Here is a 17,500-nt window from a genome sequence, read left to right on the forward strand (position 1 = left end):
CGGCAGTTCTTTACGCGCTCATGACCCTCGACTGGCTACATCTCGGCACCCTGATCCTGATCATCCACGTGCTCGGGATCGTCGCGGCGTGCCACGCAATCATGAACACGCGCACGTCGCAAGGCGCGATCGCGTGGGCCGTCTCGCTCACAGCCATGCCGTACCTGACGCTCGTTCCGTACCTGTTCCTCGGCCGCAGCAAATTCTCCGGCTACGTCGACGCCCGGCGCCACGAGCTCGAAATGTTGCGCACGCACACACCTCGCTCGCCGTGGCGCACCGCCGACGCGACCGACGGGCCGGCCGCGGACGCGCTGGGACAGGCCGCCGTGCTCGCGCTCACGCGGCTCGGCGGCATGCCGTTCCTCGGCGGCAATTCGGTGCGCACGCTCGTCAACGGCGACGCGACGTTCTCGGCCATCCTGGCGGCGATCGACGCCGCGCGCGACTACGTGCTCGTCCAGTTCTTCATCGTGCGCGACGATGCGCTCGGCCGGATGCTGCGCGACTCGCTGCTCGCGCGTGCGGCGGCCGGCGTGCGCTGCTGCGTGCTGTACGACAGCATCGGCAGCTTCGACCTGCCGCACCGCTACGTCGACGCGTTGCGCCGGGGCGGCGTCGAGGTCCATCCGTTCGCGACCAACCGGAAATTCGTCAACCGCTTCCAGCTGAACTTCCGCAACCACCGCAAGATCGTCGTCGTCGACGGCAATCGCGCGTTCGTCGGCGGCCACAACATCGGCGTCGAATATCTCGGCGCGAATTCGCGGCTGTCGCCATGGCGCGACACCCATATCGAGATCCGCGGCCCCGTGGTGGCGAGTATTCAATACGTGTTCGCCGAAGACTGGCACTGGGCGACGCAGAAGCTGCCGCCCATCGCGCTGCCGCCGTCCGCGCAGCCTGGCGACGGCATGCATTGCCTCGCGGTGCCGATGGGGCCCGCCGACAAGCAGGAAACCGGCTCGCTGTTCTTCGTCGAATCGATCAATGCCGCCCGCGAACGGGTCTGGATCACCACGCCGTACCTCGTTCCCGACGAAGCCGTGGTCTGCGCGCTGAAGCTCGCCGTGATGCGCGGCGTCGACGTGCGCATCCTGATCCCGAGCCGGCGCGATCACTACGTCGTGTTCGAGGCGTCGAAGCTTTACGCACGCGAGCTCGTCGATGCGGGCGTGAAGGTGTTCCGCTACCGGCCCGGCTTCCTGCACCAGAAGGTCGTGCTGATCGACCGCATCGCGGCGGCGGTCGGCAGCGCGAATCTCGACAACCGCTCGTTCCGCCTCAATTTCGAGGTCATGGTCATGACCGTCGATCGCGCGTTCGCCGACGAAGTGGAAGCGATGCTCGATGCCGACTTCGCGCAGGCGTACGAGGTCGATGCCGACGAATACCGGAAATCGCCCGCCTGGCGGCGCATCGCGATGCACGTCGCGCGGCTGTTCGCGCCTATCCTGTAACGGCCGCTGCGCATGCCGCGCGTCGCCGTCACAGCAGCTTGTCGATGTCCGCGGCGATTTCGTCGGGCTTGGTGGACGGCGCATAGCGCTTGACGATGCGCCCTTCGCGGTCGATCAGGAATTTGGTGAAATTCCACTTGATCGCCTTGAGGCCGAGAATGCCGGGCGCCTCGTCGGTCAGGTAGCGATACAGCGGATGCGCATGGTCGCCCTTCACGTCGATCTTCGCGAACATCGGGAACGTGACGCCGTAGTTGCGTTCGCAGAACGCGCCGATCTGCGCGGCGTCGCCCGGCTCCTGCCTGCCGAACTGGTTGCACGGGAAGCCGAGCACGAAGAAGCCGCGCGCCGCGTACTGGTCGTACAGCTTCTGCAGCCCAGCGTACTGCGGCGTGAAACCGCACTCGCTCGCGGTATTGACGATCAGCAGCACCTTGCCGCGATACGCGTCGAGCGATACCGGCGCACCGGCGAGCGTCTCCGCGCTGAACGAATACAGGGTGGACATCGGGCACTCCTTTTACGAAACCGGATCGACGTGGAGTCTAGGCTAAATTGCGCCGTGGCGGCATCCGCCGATCGGCCGATGCCCGGCGCACGCGGCGCGCAGTCTAGAATAGCGGTTTTGGCCAGCCATTTCCGCCGTGATCCGTTTCAATCAGTTCAGCCTTGCGCGCGGCACCAAGCCGCTGTTCGAGTCGGCCTCGTTCGTGCTCAATCCCGGCGAGAAAGCCGGCCTGATCGGCGCGAACGGCGCCGGCAAGTCGACGCTGTTTTCCGTCCTGCGCGGCGAGCTGCATTCCGACGGAGGCGATTTCTCGATGCCGCCGTCGTGGCGGATCGCCCACGTGTCGCAGGAAACGCCCGCGGTCGACCGCTCGGCGCTCGACTACACGCTCGACGGCGACACCGCGCTGCGCGAGATCGAGGCGCGCATCGCCGCCGCGTCGGCCGCGCATGACGGCGCGGCCGAAGCCGACGCGCACGCGGCGTTCGCCGATGCCGACGGCTACACCGCGCCGGCCCGCGCCGAAGCGCTGCTGCTCGGCCTCGGCTTCACGCTCGCGCAAACGCGCGAATCCGTCGCGAGCTTCTCCGGCGGCTGGCGCATGCGCCTGAACCTCGCGCAGGCGCTGATGTGCCGCTCCGATCTGCTGCTGCTCGACGAACCGACGAACCACCTCGACCTCGACGCGATCGTCTGGCTCGAAGACTGGCTGCACCGCTACGCCGGCACGCTCGTCGTGATCTCGCACGATCGCGAATTCCTCGATTCGATCTGCAACGTCACGCTGCATCTGGAAAATCGCCAGGTGAAGCGCTACGGCGGCAACTACTCGCAGTTCGAGGTGCTGCGCGCGCAGCAACTGGCGCTGCAGCAAAGCGCCTACGAAAAGCAGCAGAAGACGATCGAGCACCTGCAGAGCTTCGTCGACCGCTTCAAGGCCAAGGCGACCAAGGCCAAGCAGGCGCAAAGCCGGATGAAGGCGCTCGAGAAGATGGAGCTGATCGCGCCCGCGCACATCGCGTCGCCGTTCACGTTCGAATTCCGCACGCCCGACGCCGCGCCGAACCCGATGATGGTGATGGAGGACGTCCGCTGCGGCTACCACGCCGACGACGGAACGGACATCCCGATCGTCGAGCGCGTCGCGCTGTCGATCCAGAACGGCCAGCGCATCGGCCTGCTCGGTGCGAACGGCCAAGGCAAGTCAACGCTGATCAAGACGCTGGCCGGCACGCTCGCGCCGCTGTCCGGGCACGTGCGCGACGGCAAGGGGCTGACGATCGGCTATTTCGCGCAGCACCAGCTCGAAACGCTGCGCGAGGACGATTCGCCGCTCGCGCACCTGGCGCGGCTCGCACCCGACACGCGCGAACAGGAATTGCGCGACTTCCTCGGCGGCTTCAATTTCTCGGGCGACATGGCGACCAGCCCGGTCGGGCCGTTCTCGGGCGGCGAGAAAGCCCGCCTCGCGCTGGCGCTGATCATCTGGCAAAAGCCGAACCTGCTGCTGCTCGACGAACCGACGAACCACCTCGACCTCGAAACGCGCCACGCGCTGACGATGGCGCTCGCGCAATTCGAAGGCACGCTGATCCTCGTGTCGCACGATCGCCACCTGCTGCGCGCGACGACCGACCAGTTCATGCTGGTTGCGAAGCACCGGCTGCAGCCGTTCGACGGCGACCTCGACGACTACCGCGACTGGCTGCTGCAGCATGCGGCCGAGCAACGCGCGGCCGCGAAGGCCGACAGCGCGGCAGCCGCGGGCGCCGATCCGGGCGTCAACCGCAAGGATCAGAAACGCCAGGCCGCCGAGGAGCGCCAGCGGCTGTCGCAACTGAAAAAGCCGCTGCAGAACCGCATCACGAAGCTCGAAAAGGAAATGGAAACGCTGCACGCGGAGAAAGCGCGCCTCGACGCGTTCGTCGCCGATCCGGCGAGCTACGAGGCCGCGCGCAAGACGGAGCTGACCGACGCGATCCGCAAGCTCGGCGAAGTCACGACTCGGCTCGAGACGGTCGAGGCCGACTGGCTCGCCGTGCAGGAAGAACTCGAGCAGATCGGCTGAACGCGGCGCGGGCGTCGTCAGCCGATCCCTTCAGCGGCGGCGGGTACGCCGCGGCGGTCGGGGTGTCGACGCCCCACGAACCCGCCTGGCCGCGCCCCGCCCCCGGAAACGATGAGGCCGGGCGCGCCGGCCCGGCCTCTTTGTCACGGCTGCGTTCGACGCGGCTGCATCGGCCGGCCCTTATGCCCGCCGCACCATCCGCTCAGCGGCGCGGCAGCGTGTCGCGCGGCATCTGCTCGTCGTCGCTCATCAGGTGCCGGCGCCCTTTGATCGGCCGGCGGATCGCCGCGGCGACTTCCGCTTCCGTCACGTCCTCGGACACGACCTTGCGCGCCAGCCGCCCTTCTTCGTCGATCCATTCGACGATCCGGCATCCGCCACCCCACGGCTGGCGGATCGGCTCCGACACGCGGCAGCCGCGCAGGTTGTAAAGGCGTCCGCCAGGCGCTTCCCCATACGATTTCAACATAGGTTCCCTTCGCATTGCGCGGTTCGACAATCCGGCCAAGGATAGGGAAAAGCGATGTCCGGCGGGTTACATCAGCCTACATATTCTTTACAGCGAATTACGCGACAGATCGCCCGGCTCGATACGGCCCGTGCACGGGCCGGGCCGCTCATTCAAGATCGCGCACGCGGTCGATCGCCTGCTCGAGCCGCTCGACGGCCATCACGTTCAGCCCTTCGATCGGCTGCTTCGGCGCATTCGCCTTCGGAATCAGCGCGGACGTGAAGCCGAGCTTCGCCGCTTCGCGCAGCCGCTCCTGCCCGCGCGGGGACGGCCGGATCTCGCCCGCCAGACCCACCTCGCCGAACACGATCAGCCCTTTCGGCAGCGCCTTGTTGCGCATCGACGAGTGAATCGCGAGCAGCACCGCGAGGTCGGCGGCCGGCTCGGTGATCTTCACGCCGCCCACCGCGTTGAGGAACACGTCCTGATCGAAGGCCGCGATGCCCGCGTGCCGGTGCAGCACCGCGAGCAGCATCGCGAGCCGGTTCTGCTCGAGGCCGACCGCGAGCCGGCGCGGGTTCGGCACGTGCGCCGTATCGACGAGCGCCTGGATCTCGACGAGCAACGGGCGCGTGCCTTCCTGCGTGACGAGCACGCACGAGCCGGGCACGACCTGCTCGTGCTGCGACAGGAACAGCGCGGACGGGTTGGCTACGCCGCGCAGCCCGCGCTCGGTCATCGCGAACACGCCGAGCTCGTTGACCGCGCCGAAACGGTTCTTGAACGCACGCACGAGCCGGAACGACGAATGCGTGTCGCCCTCGAAGTACAGCACCGTGTCGACGATGTGCTCGAGCACGCGCGGGCCGGCAAGGTTGCCCTCCTTCGTCACGTGCCCGACCATGATGATCGCGGTGCCCGACTGTTTCGCGATGCGCGTGAGCTGCGCCGCGCATTCGCGCACCTGCGCGACCGAACCGGGCGCCGACGTGAGCGCGTCCGAATAGACGGTCTGGATCGAGTCGATCACGGCCACGTCCGGCCGCTCCGCATCGATCGCGGCCTGGATCTTCTCGAGCTGGATCTCGGCGAGCAGCTTCAGTTCGGCCGCCGGCGCGCCGCCGTCGAGCAGCGCGAGCCGTTGCGCGCGCAACGCGATCTGCGCGGCCGATTCCTCGCCGCTGATATAGAGCGCGCGCCGCTCGCTCGCGATATCCGCGAGCGACTGCAGCAGCAGCGTCGACTTGCCGATGCCCGGATCGCCGCCGATCAGCACGACGCCGCCCGGCACCAGCCCGCCGCCCAGCACGCGGTCGAATTCGCCGATGCCGGTCGAGAAGCGCGGTACGTCGGCGGCCTCGATGTCGACGAGGCGCTGCACCGGCGCGCGCTTCGCGAGCGACTGGAAACGATGGGCGGCCGGCGACTCGGCAACCGATTCGACGAGGGTGTTCCACGCCTGGCACGACGGGCACTGGCCCTGCCATTTCGGGGTCTGTCCGCCGCACTCGCTGCAGACGTATACGGTTTTCTGTTTGGCCACGCGCGACGCCCTTATTCCGCTCGCACCGGCACGCGGGCAGCGACCGCGCACATCAGCTCGTAGCCGATCGTCCCGCAATGGCGCGCGACGTCGTCGATCGGCAGCGCATTGCCCCACAGCTCGACGCGCGCGCCGACGCCGGCTTGCGGGCACGGCGTCAGGTCGACGGTGATCATGTCCATCGACACGCGGCCGACGATCCGCGTGCGGATGCCGTCGACGATCACGGGCGTGCCTTCCGGCGCGACGCGCGGATAGCCGTCCGCGTAGCCGCACGCGACGACGCCGATGCGCATCGGCGCCTGCGCGGAGAACGTCGAGCCATAGCCGATCGCCTGCCCCTTTCCGATCGTCTGCACCGCGATCAGCTCCGACGCGAGCGTCATCGCCGGCTTCAGCCCCGTGTCCGCGATGTCGGACGACAGCCCGGACGGCGACGCCCCATACAGCACGATCCCCGGCCGCACCCAGTCGAAGTGCGTATCCGGATGCCACAGCACGGCCGCCGAATTCGCGAGACTGCGCGCCCCGGCGATGTTTTCCGCGCCGCGCTCGAACGTCGCGAGCTGCTCGGCGACGCCGCGCTCGTTGTCCGCGTCCGAAAAATGGGTCATCAACGTGATCTGGCCGATGCCGGGGCACGCGCGGGCGCGCTCCCAAGCGGCGCGGTATTTCTCCGGCACGTAACCGAGCCGGTTCATCCCGCTGTTCATCTTGAGCTGCACGTTGACGGGCTTCGACAGCCGCGCCGTTTCCAGCATCCGCATCTGCTCGTCGTTGTGCACCGTCGTGGTCAGGCTGTAGCGGTCGATCACGTCGATGTCGGTCGAGCGGAAGAAGCCTTCGAGCAGCAGGATCGGGCCGGCCCAGCCGAGCTCGCGCAGCTTCACGGCCTCGTCGAGGTCGAGCAGGCCGAAACCGTCGGTGCCGCGCAGGCCCGGAAACACGCGGGCGAGACCGTGGCCGTACGCGTTGGCCTTGACGACCGCCCAGACCTTGGACGGGCCGGCAAAGCGGCGGACGACGGAGAGATTGTTCGCGAGAGCGGCGGTGTGGATGGTGGCGGAGATCGGGCGCGGCATGGGAAATTTACGTAAAGACGCTTGCGAATCATCAGCTTACCGCGCCTTTTGAGCACCGAAGCCGACAATTTGCGGAACGATCGGGGAATCTTGCTAGTCCGAATTCGCGTATTTTCATGTTATAAAGCCGTGCGCACAACCCATTTCGAACGGAATAAGCCGATCGCATACCAGGCGGCCTACGCGGCCCTGCCGCAGCGACGAAAGCATCGCATCAGATGAAAAAAGGTTTTTACACCATCATGGCCGCGCAGTTTTTTTCGTCGCTGGCCGACAATGCGCTCCTCATCGCCGCCATCGCCCTGCTGAAAGATCTCCACGCCCCCAACTGGATGACACCGCTGCTGAAGCTGTTCTTCGTGTTGTCGTATGTGGTGTTGGCGGCGTATGTCGGTGCGTTCGCGGATTCGCGTCCGAAGGGCCGCGTGATGTTCATCACGAACTCGATCAAGGTGATCGGCTGCCTGATCATGCTGTTCGGCGCCCACCCGCTGATCGCGTACGGCATCGTCGGCTTCGGCGCGGCAGCCTACTCGCCGGCCAAGTACGGCATTCTCACCGAGCTGCTGCCGGCCGACCGGCTGGTCGCCGCGAACGGCTGGATCGAAGGCACGACCGTCAGTTCGATCATCCTCGGCACCGTGCTCGGCGGCGCGCTGATCAGCCCGCACATCGCGTCGCACGTGATCGCGCACACGCCCGCCTGGATCGGCACGCCCGCCGAAGCGGCGATGGCGATCATCATGGCGATCTACGTGGTCGCCGCTCTGTTCAACCTGCGCATTCCCGACACGGGCGCCCGCTATCCGAAACAGGAGCGCGGCCCGGTCAAGCTGCTCACCGATTTCGCCGACTGCTTCATGGTGCTCTGGCGCGACAAGCTCGGCCAGATCTCGCTCGCGGTCACGACGCTGTTCTGGGGCGCGGGCGCGACGCTGCAGTTCATCGTGCTGAAGTGGGCCGAGGTGTCGCTCAACATGTCGCTGTCCGAAGGCGCGATCCTGCAGGCCGTGGTCGCGGTCGGCGTCGCGGCCGGCGCGATCGCCGCCGCCGCCCGGATCCCGCTGAAGAAGTCGCTGACCGTGCTGCCCGTCGGCATCATCATGGGCATCGCGGTGATGCTGATGGCGTTCTACACGCGCGACCTGTTCCCGTCGCACTGGGCCGTGCATGTCGGCCACCTGCGCCTGCCGTTCTATCTGATCGTCGCCTACATCTTCCTGATCGGCGTCGGCGCGCTGTCCGGCTACTTCGTCGTGCCGATGAATGCGCTGCTGCAGCATCGCGGCCACGTGCTGCTGTCGGCCGGCCACTCGATCGCGGTGCAGAACTTCAACGAGAACCTGTCGGTGCTCGTGATGCTGTGCCTGTATGCGGTGCTCGTGTGGCTCGACGTGCCGGTCGGCGTCGTGATCGTGCTGTTCGGCACGTTCGTCTGCCTGACGATGTGGCTCGTGATGCGCCGCCATCAGGCGAACCAGCGCCAGTTCGACTCGGTGGCGCTGATCGGCGAATCGCGGCACTGACGCTACACTGTCCGTTTCCGTCCGCCGGCGCCGGGCCTCGAACCGGCGCATTGCCCTCATGACGTATCCGATACCCAACATCCTGACGATCGCCGGCTCCGATTCGGGCGGCGGCGCGGGCATCCAGGCCGACCTGAAGACGTTTTCCGCGCTCGGCGCGTATGGCGCGAGCGTGATCACCGCGCTGACCGCGCAGAACACGCGCGGCGTGACGGGCGTGCATGCGCCGGACGCCGCCTTCGTGACAGCGCAGCTCGACGCGGTGTTCGGCGACATCCGCATCGATGCGGTCAAGATCGGGATGCTCGCGAACGCGGCGATCGTGCAGGCGGTGGCCGACGCGCTGCGCCGTTACGCGCCGCGCTTCGTCGTGCTCGACACGGTGATGATCTCGAAGAGCGCGCACGCGCTGCTCGCGCCCGATGCCGTCGACGCGCTGCGCGACACGCTGCTGCCGCTTGCGACGGTCGTCACGCCGAACCTGCCCGAGGCAGCCGCGCTGCTCAACGACGCGCCCGCCACCACCGAAGACGACATGGTCCGGCAAGGCCGGGCCTTGCTGCAGACGGGCGCACGCGCCGTACTGATGAAGGGCGGCCACCTGCCCGACGCGTCCGCGAGCCCCGACTGGCTCGTCGAAACGACGCGCACCGTGCGGCTCGACGGCACGCGCGTGCCGGTCAGCAACACGCACGGCACCGGCTGCACGCTGTCGTCGGCGATCGCGGCGCTGCTGCCGCAGCAGCCCGACCTCGAAAGCGCGGTACGTGAAGCCAAGACCTACCTGACCGGCGCAATCGTCGCGAGCGCCCACCTCGACGTCGGCCACGGCGTCGGCCCGGTCCACCACTTTCATCGCTGGTGGTGAGCGGCCGCTCGCGCGGCGTCAGCGATCCTGTGCGGCGAACGCCTGCGCGCGCGCCGGCCAGTCGTCGGGCACGACGAAACCGCGCGCCGTCTCGCGCCACGTGCCGTCGCCGCTCCTTTCGTGGATCGCGATCAGGTCGGGCGCTCCGCGCGCCGCCAGCACGGCCGGCAACTCCGGTGCGCTCGCCAGCGGCTCGGGCTCGAAACCGGCGCCGGCGACGGCACGCCGCGGCGCCAGCCACGCCAGTCGCGGCAACGCGCTCCATGCGGCGCCGTCACGCTGCGCGGCCGCCCACGCCGGCCACTGCGCGTGCGTGAGCCAGAAACCGCGCGGGTGATCCGGCGCGATTTCGGCGGATACTGGCAACACCGGCGCGCCGTGCGGATGGAACAGCCAGCCCTTGATGAACATCTGCGCGTCGGACGGCGCGCCGTAGCCGAGCCGGGCAAAAGCGTCGTGCTGGCCGAGCCGCAACTGGTGGTCGAGCAGCCGGCTGCGCTTGCGGTCGAAGCGGTCGACGAGATTGGGGCCGACGAAGTCGGCGAGCGCCGCGCCGTCGCGCACCGGCGCGCACAGATAGCACTTCACCGCGAGTTCCCAGTGCAGGCGCCGGCCGTCCGGCCCATCGACCAGAAAATCGACTTCACCGAGCGTGCGGCCATTGCTGCGCAGCGGCAGATTGGCCGCGACGAGCCGCAGCGCCGGCCCGTGCGTCAGAAAGTATTCGAGCAGGCATTCGGCGTAGCGGCCGAGCCGCGTGGGCCGGAACCCGTCGAGCGCGCGATGCAGCGGCCCGGGGTGCGCATCGAGCGCGGCAAGCCAGGCTTCGACGGCCGCTTGGCCCGCCGCATCCGGCCACGGGCGCGCGAGCGGCGCGCCCGGTACCGCGGTGAGCAGGCTCGGGCTGGCCAGCAGCCAGCCCAGATCGCGCACCGCGACGTCATGCAGCGTATCGACGAACGCGTACGCCGCGCCGGTCGTCATGGCCCGGCCGGACCGTTCGCGTCGGCGCCTTGCGCACGCCGGAACGTGTCGCGCGCGAGGCACAGGTCGGCCCATGCCTTCGCCTTGTCCTGCAGGCTGCGCAACAGGTAGGCCGGGTGGTACGTGACGATCACCGGCACGCCCTCGTAAGCATGCACGCGGCCGCGCAGCGACGCGATGCTCGCGTCCGTCTTCAGCAGCGTCTGCGCCGCGAAACGGCCGAGCGCGACGATCAGCTTCGGCTTCACGAGCGCGACCTGGCGCTGCAGATACGGCTCGCAGCGCGCGACCTCGTCCGGCTCCGGATTGCGGTTGCCGGGCGGCCGGCACTTGATCACGTTCGCGATGTAGACGTTGTCGCCGCGCTTGAGCGACAGCGACTGCAGCATGTTGTCGAGCAGCTTGCCGGCCTGGCCGACGAACGGCTCGCCCTGCTTGTCCTCGTTCTCGCCCGGCGCTTCGCCGATCAGCATCCAGTCCGCTTCGCGGTCGCCGACGCCGAATACGGTGTTGGTCCGCTTCTCGCAGAGGCGGCACAGCGTGCAGCCGGCCACGCGCTCGGCCAGCGCATCCCAGTCGAGCGCGGCGACCGGCATGCCGGCGGGGCGCGATTCGACGGCCGGCACGGGCACGGATTCGCCCGGCGGTGCCGCGTCGAACCACGCGAAATCGTCGTCACCTGCCGGCGGCGCGTCACCCTTCGGCGGCATCGTATCGGGCGATGCCGCCGATGCGGTCGATGCGGCCTGCGCGGGCGGGCGATCGCGATCGACGACGCCGTGCGCCGCCGGCGACTCGCGAGCCGGCACACCGCCGGCCGCGCCATGCGCGACGGCCGCGGGCGCATCGTCCCGCACCGGCGCCCGCGCGGCGCGCACCGGCCGCGCGGCCGCGACGGCGTGACCATCGTCGGCCGTCGCGGCCTGTACGACGGCCGGCACGTCGGCGGCCGCGCCTTCGTCCGCGCGCTGCCCGCGCCGCACCCAGATTTGCGCGAGACCCAGTTCCTCGAGCACCGCTTCAGCCCACGCCATGCGTGTCCCCCTCGTCCTTGTTCAGCGTCAGACGCATCACGATCGCGTCCTCCCGGCTGCGATGCTTCGCCGGATAGTAATTCTTGCGCCGGCCGATCGTCACGAAGCCGAAGCGCTCGTACAGATGAATCGCGCGCGAATTGGTCGGCCGCACTTCGAGCAGCACGCCGTCGAGCCCCTCCGCGCGCGAAATGCGCACCGCCTCGCGCAGCAGCGCGAGGCCCGCGCCCGCGTGCTGCGCGGCCGGCGCGACGCACAGGTTCAGCAGATGCATCTCGTCGATCACGGGCATCAGCACGCAATAGCCGACGAGCGACCCCGTCACGTGCCGCAGGCACACGCCCAGATAGCCGTTGCGCAACGAATCCTCGAAGTTGCCGCGGCTCCACGGAAATTCGTACGCGACGTGCTCGATCGCGACGACCTCGTCGAGATCGGCGTCCGTCATCGGCGCCAGATAGCGGTCGCTCAGCAGGACGCCCGTCATCCCTTCGCCCCGCCCGTCTGTGCCGCTCGTGCCGCGACGCGCTCGGCCGTCGTCTGCGCGACCTTGTCGCGCACGTACTCGGGCGCGGCCTGGTCGGCCGGCACCGCACGCCCGGCGCGAAACGCGCGCAGCGCGGCATGCGCGACCGCCAGCGCATGCGGCAACGCATCGCCGTCGATCGAGGCCGCCCGCGCGGCGGCCGGCAATTGCGCGCCGAACGCCGCGGCCGCATTGCCGGCGAGCGTGAACGGCGCGTCGGGCACGCCGACGGCGCCCGGTGCGTCGAGCGACGCCGGATGCCGCGTGCGCCAGTCGCCGGCGGCGGCGTCCCATTCGAAATCCGCCCAGTAGGCTTCGTCCATCCGCGCGTCGAGCGCGGCGAGCACGCGGGTCGTACCGGGCGTACGCAGCCGCGCATGTTCGGCGCACGCGAGCAGCGTGCCGATCGGCACGACCGGCAGCCCGGCGCCGAACGCGAGGCCCTGGGCAATGCCCGTCGCGGTCCGCAGGCCCGTGAACGAGCCCGGGCCCGCGCCGAACGCGATCGCGTCGCAGTCGGCGAGCGTCAGCCCGGATTCGGCGAAGAGTTCCTGGATCGCCGGCAGCACGCGCGTGCTCGACACGGCGCCCGTCAGCTCGTGACGGACCCAGGTTTGCGGGGGGGAAACGGCGTCATCGGCGTGGGCCGAGCGCAGCAACGCGACCGAGCAGTATTCGGTCGACGTATCGATGGCGAGGAGCACTGTTTGCGTCATGGGCGACATTGTAATGCGCCGCCCCGCTCCCACGGGCGATCGGGCCCGATCTGTCGCGCGTGCGGCGTCGCCCGCGGTTTGGAAGGATCGCTCGACCCCGCGCGGCGGTCCGCTTGTTAAGATCGGCCGACCTGAAACCCTTACGGAGACACCCGATGAGCGACCTCACCGCGCAATTCGACCAGGCCCAGATCGACGTCAAGCAACTGACCGAACGGCCGGGCAACCTGACCCTGCTGCGCCTGTATGCGCTCTTCAAGCAGGCGACCGACGGCGATGCGCACGGCGACAAGCCCGGCTTCACCGACATCGTCGGCAAATACAAGTACGATGCCTGGGAAGCCCTGAAGGGCACGTCGCGGGATGCGGCGAAGCAACAGTACGTCGAACTCGTCGAATCGCTGAAAAACGGCACGGCGTCCTGACCGAATCGCCGTCATCGCAATAGGCAATCAAATCAGTGGCGCAGCGCAGCAAATTTCTTTATAATGCTGCCTGCGTCATCTCCCGCGCTCGGCTCGCAAGCCGTTCCGGCCCGACGCCTCGTAGCGTTAAGCTCCAATCCGGTTTAGAACCTGTCCCCTCCTGCTTCGACCCTTGCGGTCGTCAACTAGGCTGGCGGCCCCGCTCCTGAAGCGCGCCGCACCCAAAACAGCTTCTAATGCCTCATCCGCCGACGGTTCGGCGGATTGCACCCGTTTCCCGATTTGCTCGCTGAATCCGACGACTTGGGTATGCGCGATTGGCGCCGACGTTTCACCCACTGTGTTTCAAGGATTGTTATGACTTCGAGCATCAACACCAGCCCGCTCAACGCGATCGCCGACCAGGCGCTCGGTCTCGACGCCGCCGCCGCACCGGCCGCGGTCGAACCGGCGTCGGACGAGCCGAGCTTCGCGTCGCTCGGGCTGTCGCCGGAGATCGTCTCCGCGCTGCAGGCCGCCGGCTACGTAAAGCCGACGCCGGTCCAGCAGCGCGCGATTCCGGCCGGCATCGCCGGCCGCGACCTGCTGGTGTCGAGCCCGACCGGTTCGGGCAAGACGGCCGCATTCATGCTGCCCGCGATCGAACGTTTCGCGCAGCTCCAGAAGACGCAGGCGCAGCAACCGCGCACGCCGCGTGAACCGAACCAGGGCGATCGCCGCGCGCGCCGCCCGCAACCCGTCGCGCGCCCGGGCCTGCTCGTGCTGACGCCGACCCGCGAACTCGCGATGCAGGTCACGACGGCCGCGTCGACGTACGGCAAGCACCTGAAGCGCCTGCGCACGGTCAGCATCCTCGGCGGCGTCGCCTATGGCCAGCAGCTGATGCTGCTCGCGAAGAACCCGGAAATCCTGGTTGCCACGCCGGGCCGCCTGCTCGACCACCTCGAGCGCGGCCGCATCGACCTGTCGGAACTGAAGATGCTGGTGCTCGACGAAGCCGACCGCATGCTCGACATGGGCTTCATCGAAGACATCGAAACGATCGTCGCCGCCACGCCGGAATCGCGCCAGACGATGCTGTTCTCGGCCACGCTCGACGGCAAGATCGGTTCGCTGACGAGCCGCCTGCTGAAGGATCCGGAACGCATCGAGATCCAGCAGCGCCTCGAATCGCGCGCGAACATCGCGCAGACCGTCCACTACGTCGACGACCGCGATCACAAGGATCGCCTGCTCGATCACCTGCTGCGCGACGACGCGCTCGACCAGGCGATCATCTTCACGGCGACCAAGATCGACGCCGACCAGCTCGCCGGCCGTCTCGCCGACGCAGGCTTCGAATCGGCCGCGCTGCACGGCGACCTGCCGCAGGGCGCGCGCAACCGCACGATCCGTGCGCTGCGCGAGCGCCGCGTGCGCGTGCTGGTGGCCACCGACGTCGCGGCACGCGGCATCGACATCCCGGGCATCACGCACGTGTTCAACTACGACCTGCCGAAGTTCGCGGAAGACTACGTGCACCGTATCGGCCGTACCGGCCGCGCAGGCCGTTCGGGTATCGCGGTGAGCCTCGTGCATCACGCCGAGCAAGGCGCGCTCAAGCGCATCGAGCGCTTCGTGCGCTCGCCGCTGCCGGTCAACGTGATCGAAGGCTTCGAGCCGCGCAAGGCGCCCCCGCGTAACGGCGGCACCGGCGGCCGCGGCCGTCCGGGCGGCGGTAACGGCGGTCGTCGTTTCGGCGGCAAGCCGGGCGGCGGTTATGGCGGCAGCGGCAACGGCCGCAGCTACGGCGGCGGCAATGGCGGCGGCTGGAGCGGCAAGCCGGGCGGCAGCCGCGACGGCGGCCCGCGTCGCGACGGCCAGCGCAGCGGCGGCCCGCGCCGCAGCAATTCGGCATCGTAAACACATACGGGCGGCCGTCGGCCGCCCAGTGGATCGGCAACCCGCCCATCCCAGCCGACCGGCGCATCCGCGCCGGTTTTTTTTCGCCCTTCCGCATATTTCACAATACGGAAAAAATTTTTGTGTCGTAAAAAATCATGCTGCACGGCACAACCCACGCGATTGCAGGATAGGAAAATGCATTTCTTATCTCGAAATTACACGCACAAGCCATTGATTCAAAACAGTTAAAAAATTACGCGCGTCACAAACCGGCCCCTGTTTCACTCCCGTCGATTTGCCTAGACTCTTATACAAGACCTCGCGAAACGAAACACACTGCTTCCCCGCTTCGCGAACAGCATCACCGTCAGATTCGGCAGGCATACATCGCATCAAGGAGCTCATCATGTCGCGTCAGCAACAGGCACAGGAACTGCAACAGCAATGGGAAACCGATCCGCGCTGGAAGGGCATCAAGCGCAGCTACTTGGCTGAGGACGTGGTCCGCCTGCGCGGCTCGGTCCCCATCGAGCACACGCTGGCCAAGCGCGGTGCGGAAAAACTGTGGAGCCTCGTCAACAACGAGCCGTTCGTCAACGCACTCGGCGCGCTGACCGGCAACCAAGCCATGCAGCAGGTGAAGGCCGGCCTGAAGGCCATCTACCTGTCCGGCTGGCAAGTGGCCGGCGACGCCAACGTCGCGGGCGAAATGTACCCGGACCAGTCGCTGTATCCGGCGAACTCGGTGCCGCTCGTCGTGAAGCGCATCAACAACACGCTGACGCGCGCCGACCAGATCCAGTGGTCGGAAGGCAAGAACCCGGGCGACGAAGGCTACGTCGACTTCTTCGCGCCGATCGTCGCCGATGCGGAAGCCGGTTTCGGCGGCGTGCTCAACGCGTTCGAGCTGATGAAGGCGATGATCGAGGCAGGCGCTTCGGGCGTTCACTTCGAGGACCAGCTCGCGTCGGTGAAGAAGTGCGGCCACATGGGCGGCAAGGTGCTCGTGCCGACGCGCGAAGCCGTCGCGAAGCTGTCGGCCGCGCGTCTCGCGGCCGACGTGATGGGCACGCCGACCGTGCTGATCGCGCGCACCGACGCGGAAGCGGCCGACCTCATCACGTCCGACGTCGACGACAACGACAAGCCGTTCCTGACGGGCGAGCGCACGGTGGAAGGCTTCTTCCGCACGAAGCCAGGCCTCGAGCAGGCGGTCTCGCGCGGCCTCGCGTACGCGCCGTACGCGGACCTGATCTGGTGCGAAACGGGCAAGCCGGATCTCGAGTACGCGAAGAAGTTCGCGGAAGCGATCCACAAGCAGTTCCCGGGCAAGCTGCTGTCGTACAACTGCTCGCCGTCGTTCAACTGGAAGAAGAACCTCGACGACGCGACGATCGCGAAGTTCCAGAAGGAACTCGGCGCGATGGGCTACAAGTTCCAGTTCATCACGCTGGCCGGCTTCCATGCACTGAACTACTCGATGTTCAACCTCGCGCACGGCTATGCCCGCACGCAGATGAGCGCGTTCGTCGAGCTGCAGCAGGCCGAGTTCGCGGCCGCCGACAAGGGCTTCACGGCCGTCAAGCATCAGCGCGAGGTCGGTACGGGCTACTTCGACGCGGTCACGCAGACGGTCGAACGGGAAGCGTCGACGACCGCGCTGCACGGGTCGACCGAGGACGAACAGTTCTTCGACGGCAAGAAGGTCGCATAACGCGCGCAGGCGCTACGCCGATGCCCGCCGCGTCTCACGACGCCGCGGCGTCGGCCACGGGAACAACAATCAGGGAGGAGACGGCAGGCGCGCGAGTCCCATCGCGCGACCGGCCGCGCGGCCTGCGGGCCGCCAGCAACGATGCGCGCCGGCTTGGTCCGGCGCGCCCTTTTTCTGCGGTGCAGCCGCCCGGCCACGGCCGGCGCTGCCCTACCGATAGACGATCACCGGAATTTTCGTATGGGTCAGCACGCGCTGCGTCTCGCTGCCGATCAGCAGGCTGCCGAGCCCGCGGCGTCCGTGGGACGCCATGAAGATCACGTCGCACCCGCCGCGTTCGGCCGCCTCGATGATGCCGAGATACGGCGACGGATGCACGCTCGTCCAGGTGTCGCACGCGACCCCGGCCGCCTTCGCGGCCGCTTCCACCTCTTCGAGATGCGCACGCGCCTCGCGCTCGCTGCGCGCGCGGAAATCCGCGGGCGGCTCGATGATCACTTCGGAAAACGGCGAGTACGGGTATTGCGGCAGGCACGCGTAGGCCGTCACGCGCGCGCCGACCGCGCGAGCCAGGTCGATCGCACCGTCGATCGCCTTTTGCGACAGTTCGGAACCGTCGGTTGGAACGAGGATGTGCCGGAACATCGCGCCCTCCTTCGTCGATTGCACGCCACGCGCCGCGGCGCCGGCCGAGCCGGCCGCGACACGGCG

General features: G+C 68.2%; 16 protein-coding genes. 7 read left to right on the forward strand and 9 right to left on the reverse strand.

The features are described from left to right. Window positions 1-20: 20 nt before the first annotated feature. Complete coding sequence (gene cls / locus WS64_RS08985) at window positions 21-1,460, forward strand: cardiolipin synthase (RefSeq protein WP_060966278.1); 1,440 nt, start codon at window positions 21-23, stop codon at window positions 1,458-1,460. 28 nt (window positions 1,461-1,488) lie between these two features. On the opposite strand, the gene WS64_RS08990 is transcribed toward cls, so the two are convergent. Beyond that, window positions 1,489-1,968: a glutathione peroxidase gene (locus WS64_RS08990; protein WP_059573684.1), complete on the reverse strand. Its 480-nt coding sequence runs from the start codon at window positions 1,966-1,968 to the stop codon at window positions 1,489-1,491. Between the two features lie 136 nt (window positions 1,969-2,104). On the opposite strand from WS64_RS08990, the gene WS64_RS08995 reads away from it, so the two are divergent. Further along, window positions 2,105-4,036, forward strand: a complete 1,932-nt coding sequence (locus WS64_RS08995; protein WP_060966279.1) for an ATP-binding cassette domain-containing protein — start codon at window positions 2,105-2,107, stop codon at window positions 4,034-4,036. A gap of 202 nt (window positions 4,037-4,238) precedes the next feature. Here WS64_RS08995 and WS64_RS09000 read toward each other — a convergent pair whose 3' ends face one another. The 3 genes from WS64_RS09000 to alr form a co-directional block, all read right to left on the reverse strand. Continuing rightward, window positions 4,239-4,505, reverse strand: coding sequence for a DUF2866 domain-containing protein (locus WS64_RS09000; RefSeq protein WP_060966280.1), 267 nt, complete (start codon window positions 4,503-4,505; stop codon window positions 4,239-4,241). A gap of 148 nt (window positions 4,506-4,653) precedes the next feature. Next, complete coding sequence (radA, locus tag WS64_RS09005; RefSeq protein ID WP_059573682.1) at window positions 4,654-6,030, reverse strand: DNA repair protein RadA; 1,377 nt, start codon at window positions 6,028-6,030, stop codon at window positions 4,654-4,656. Between the two features lie 11 nt (window positions 6,031-6,041). Beyond that, a complete protein-coding gene (gene alr / locus WS64_RS09010; RefSeq protein WP_059645348.1) occupies window positions 6,042-7,112 on the reverse strand; it encodes an alanine racemase in 1,071 nt (356 codons plus the stop codon). A gap of 218 nt (window positions 7,113-7,330) precedes the next feature. Between alr and lplT the strand changes: the two genes are divergently transcribed. Beyond that, the gene (gene lplT, locus WS64_RS09015; RefSeq protein ID WP_059573680.1) at window positions 7,331-8,638 is read left to right on the forward strand and encodes a lysophospholipid transporter LplT; all 1,308 of its coding nucleotides are present in this window, start codon (window positions 7,331-7,333) and stop codon (window positions 8,636-8,638) included. Window positions 8,639-8,696: 58 nt separating this feature from the next. Then, window positions 8,697-9,506 (forward strand): bifunctional hydroxymethylpyrimidine kinase/phosphomethylpyrimidine kinase, encoded by an 810-nt coding sequence (gene thiD / locus WS64_RS09020; RefSeq protein WP_060966281.1) that lies wholly within the window; start codon window positions 8,697-8,699, stop codon window positions 9,504-9,506. 18 nt (window positions 9,507-9,524) lie between these two features. Here thiD and WS64_RS09025 read toward each other — a convergent pair whose 3' ends face one another. From WS64_RS09025 to tsaB, 4 genes are read right to left on the reverse strand one after another with little or no spacing between them, the layout of a single operon-like run. Further along, a complete protein-coding gene (locus WS64_RS09025; protein ID WP_060966282.1) occupies window positions 9,525-10,490 on the reverse strand; it encodes a DUF1853 family protein in 966 nt (321 codons plus the stop codon). Continuing rightward, the gene (locus WS64_RS09030) at window positions 10,487-11,524 is read right to left on the reverse strand and encodes a uracil-DNA glycosylase (protein WP_060966283.1); all 1,038 of its coding nucleotides are present in this window, start codon (window positions 11,522-11,524) and stop codon (window positions 10,487-10,489) included. Before WS64_RS09030 ends, WS64_RS09025 begins: the two co-directional genes overlap by 4 nt. Continuing rightward, on the reverse strand, window positions 11,511-12,011 hold the full coding sequence (gene rimI, locus WS64_RS09035) for a ribosomal protein S18-alanine N-acetyltransferase (RefSeq protein WP_059573676.1): 501 nt from the start codon (window positions 12,009-12,011) through the stop codon (window positions 11,511-11,513). The genes WS64_RS09030 and rimI overlap by 14 nt, the downstream gene beginning before the upstream one ends. Next, window positions 12,008-12,775 (reverse strand): tRNA (adenosine(37)-N6)-threonylcarbamoyltransferase complex dimerization subunit type 1 TsaB, encoded by a 768-nt coding sequence (gene tsaB / locus WS64_RS09040; protein WP_059645332.1) that lies wholly within the window; start codon window positions 12,773-12,775, stop codon window positions 12,008-12,010. The genes rimI and tsaB overlap by 4 nt, the downstream gene beginning before the upstream one ends. Before the next feature lie 146 nt (window positions 12,776-12,921). Between tsaB and WS64_RS09045 the strand changes: the two genes are divergently transcribed. The 3 genes from WS64_RS09045 to aceA all read left to right on the forward strand — a co-directional run bounded on the left by WS64_RS09045 (window position 12,922) and on the right by aceA (window position 16,789). Then, window positions 12,922-13,191: an acyl-CoA-binding protein gene (locus tag WS64_RS09045; protein WP_060966284.1), complete on the forward strand. Its 270-nt coding sequence runs from the start codon at window positions 12,922-12,924 to the stop codon at window positions 13,189-13,191. A gap of 357 nt (window positions 13,192-13,548) precedes the next feature. After that, window positions 13,549-15,093 carry a DEAD/DEAH box helicase gene (locus WS64_RS09050; RefSeq protein ID WP_059645329.1) on the forward strand — a complete coding sequence of 515 codons (1,545 nt, stop codon included), beginning with the start codon at window positions 13,549-13,551 and terminating at the stop codon, window positions 15,091-15,093. Between the two features lie 388 nt (window positions 15,094-15,481). Next, window positions 15,482-16,789 (forward strand): isocitrate lyase, encoded by a 1,308-nt coding sequence (gene aceA, locus WS64_RS09055; RefSeq protein WP_059645325.1) that lies wholly within the window; start codon window positions 15,482-15,484, stop codon window positions 16,787-16,789. A gap of 210 nt (window positions 16,790-16,999) precedes the next feature. Here the strand turns inward: aceA and WS64_RS09060 are convergent, their stop codons facing one another. Next, window positions 17,000-17,434 (reverse strand): universal stress protein, encoded by a 435-nt coding sequence (locus tag WS64_RS09060; protein ID WP_059645760.1) that lies wholly within the window; start codon window positions 17,432-17,434, stop codon window positions 17,000-17,002. Window positions 17,435-17,500 lie beyond the last annotated feature (66 nt).

The sequence above is a fragment of the Burkholderia anthina genome, assembly GCF_001547525.1.
Classification (GTDB): Bacteria; Pseudomonadota; Gammaproteobacteria; order Burkholderiales; family Burkholderiaceae; genus Burkholderia; species Burkholderia semiarida.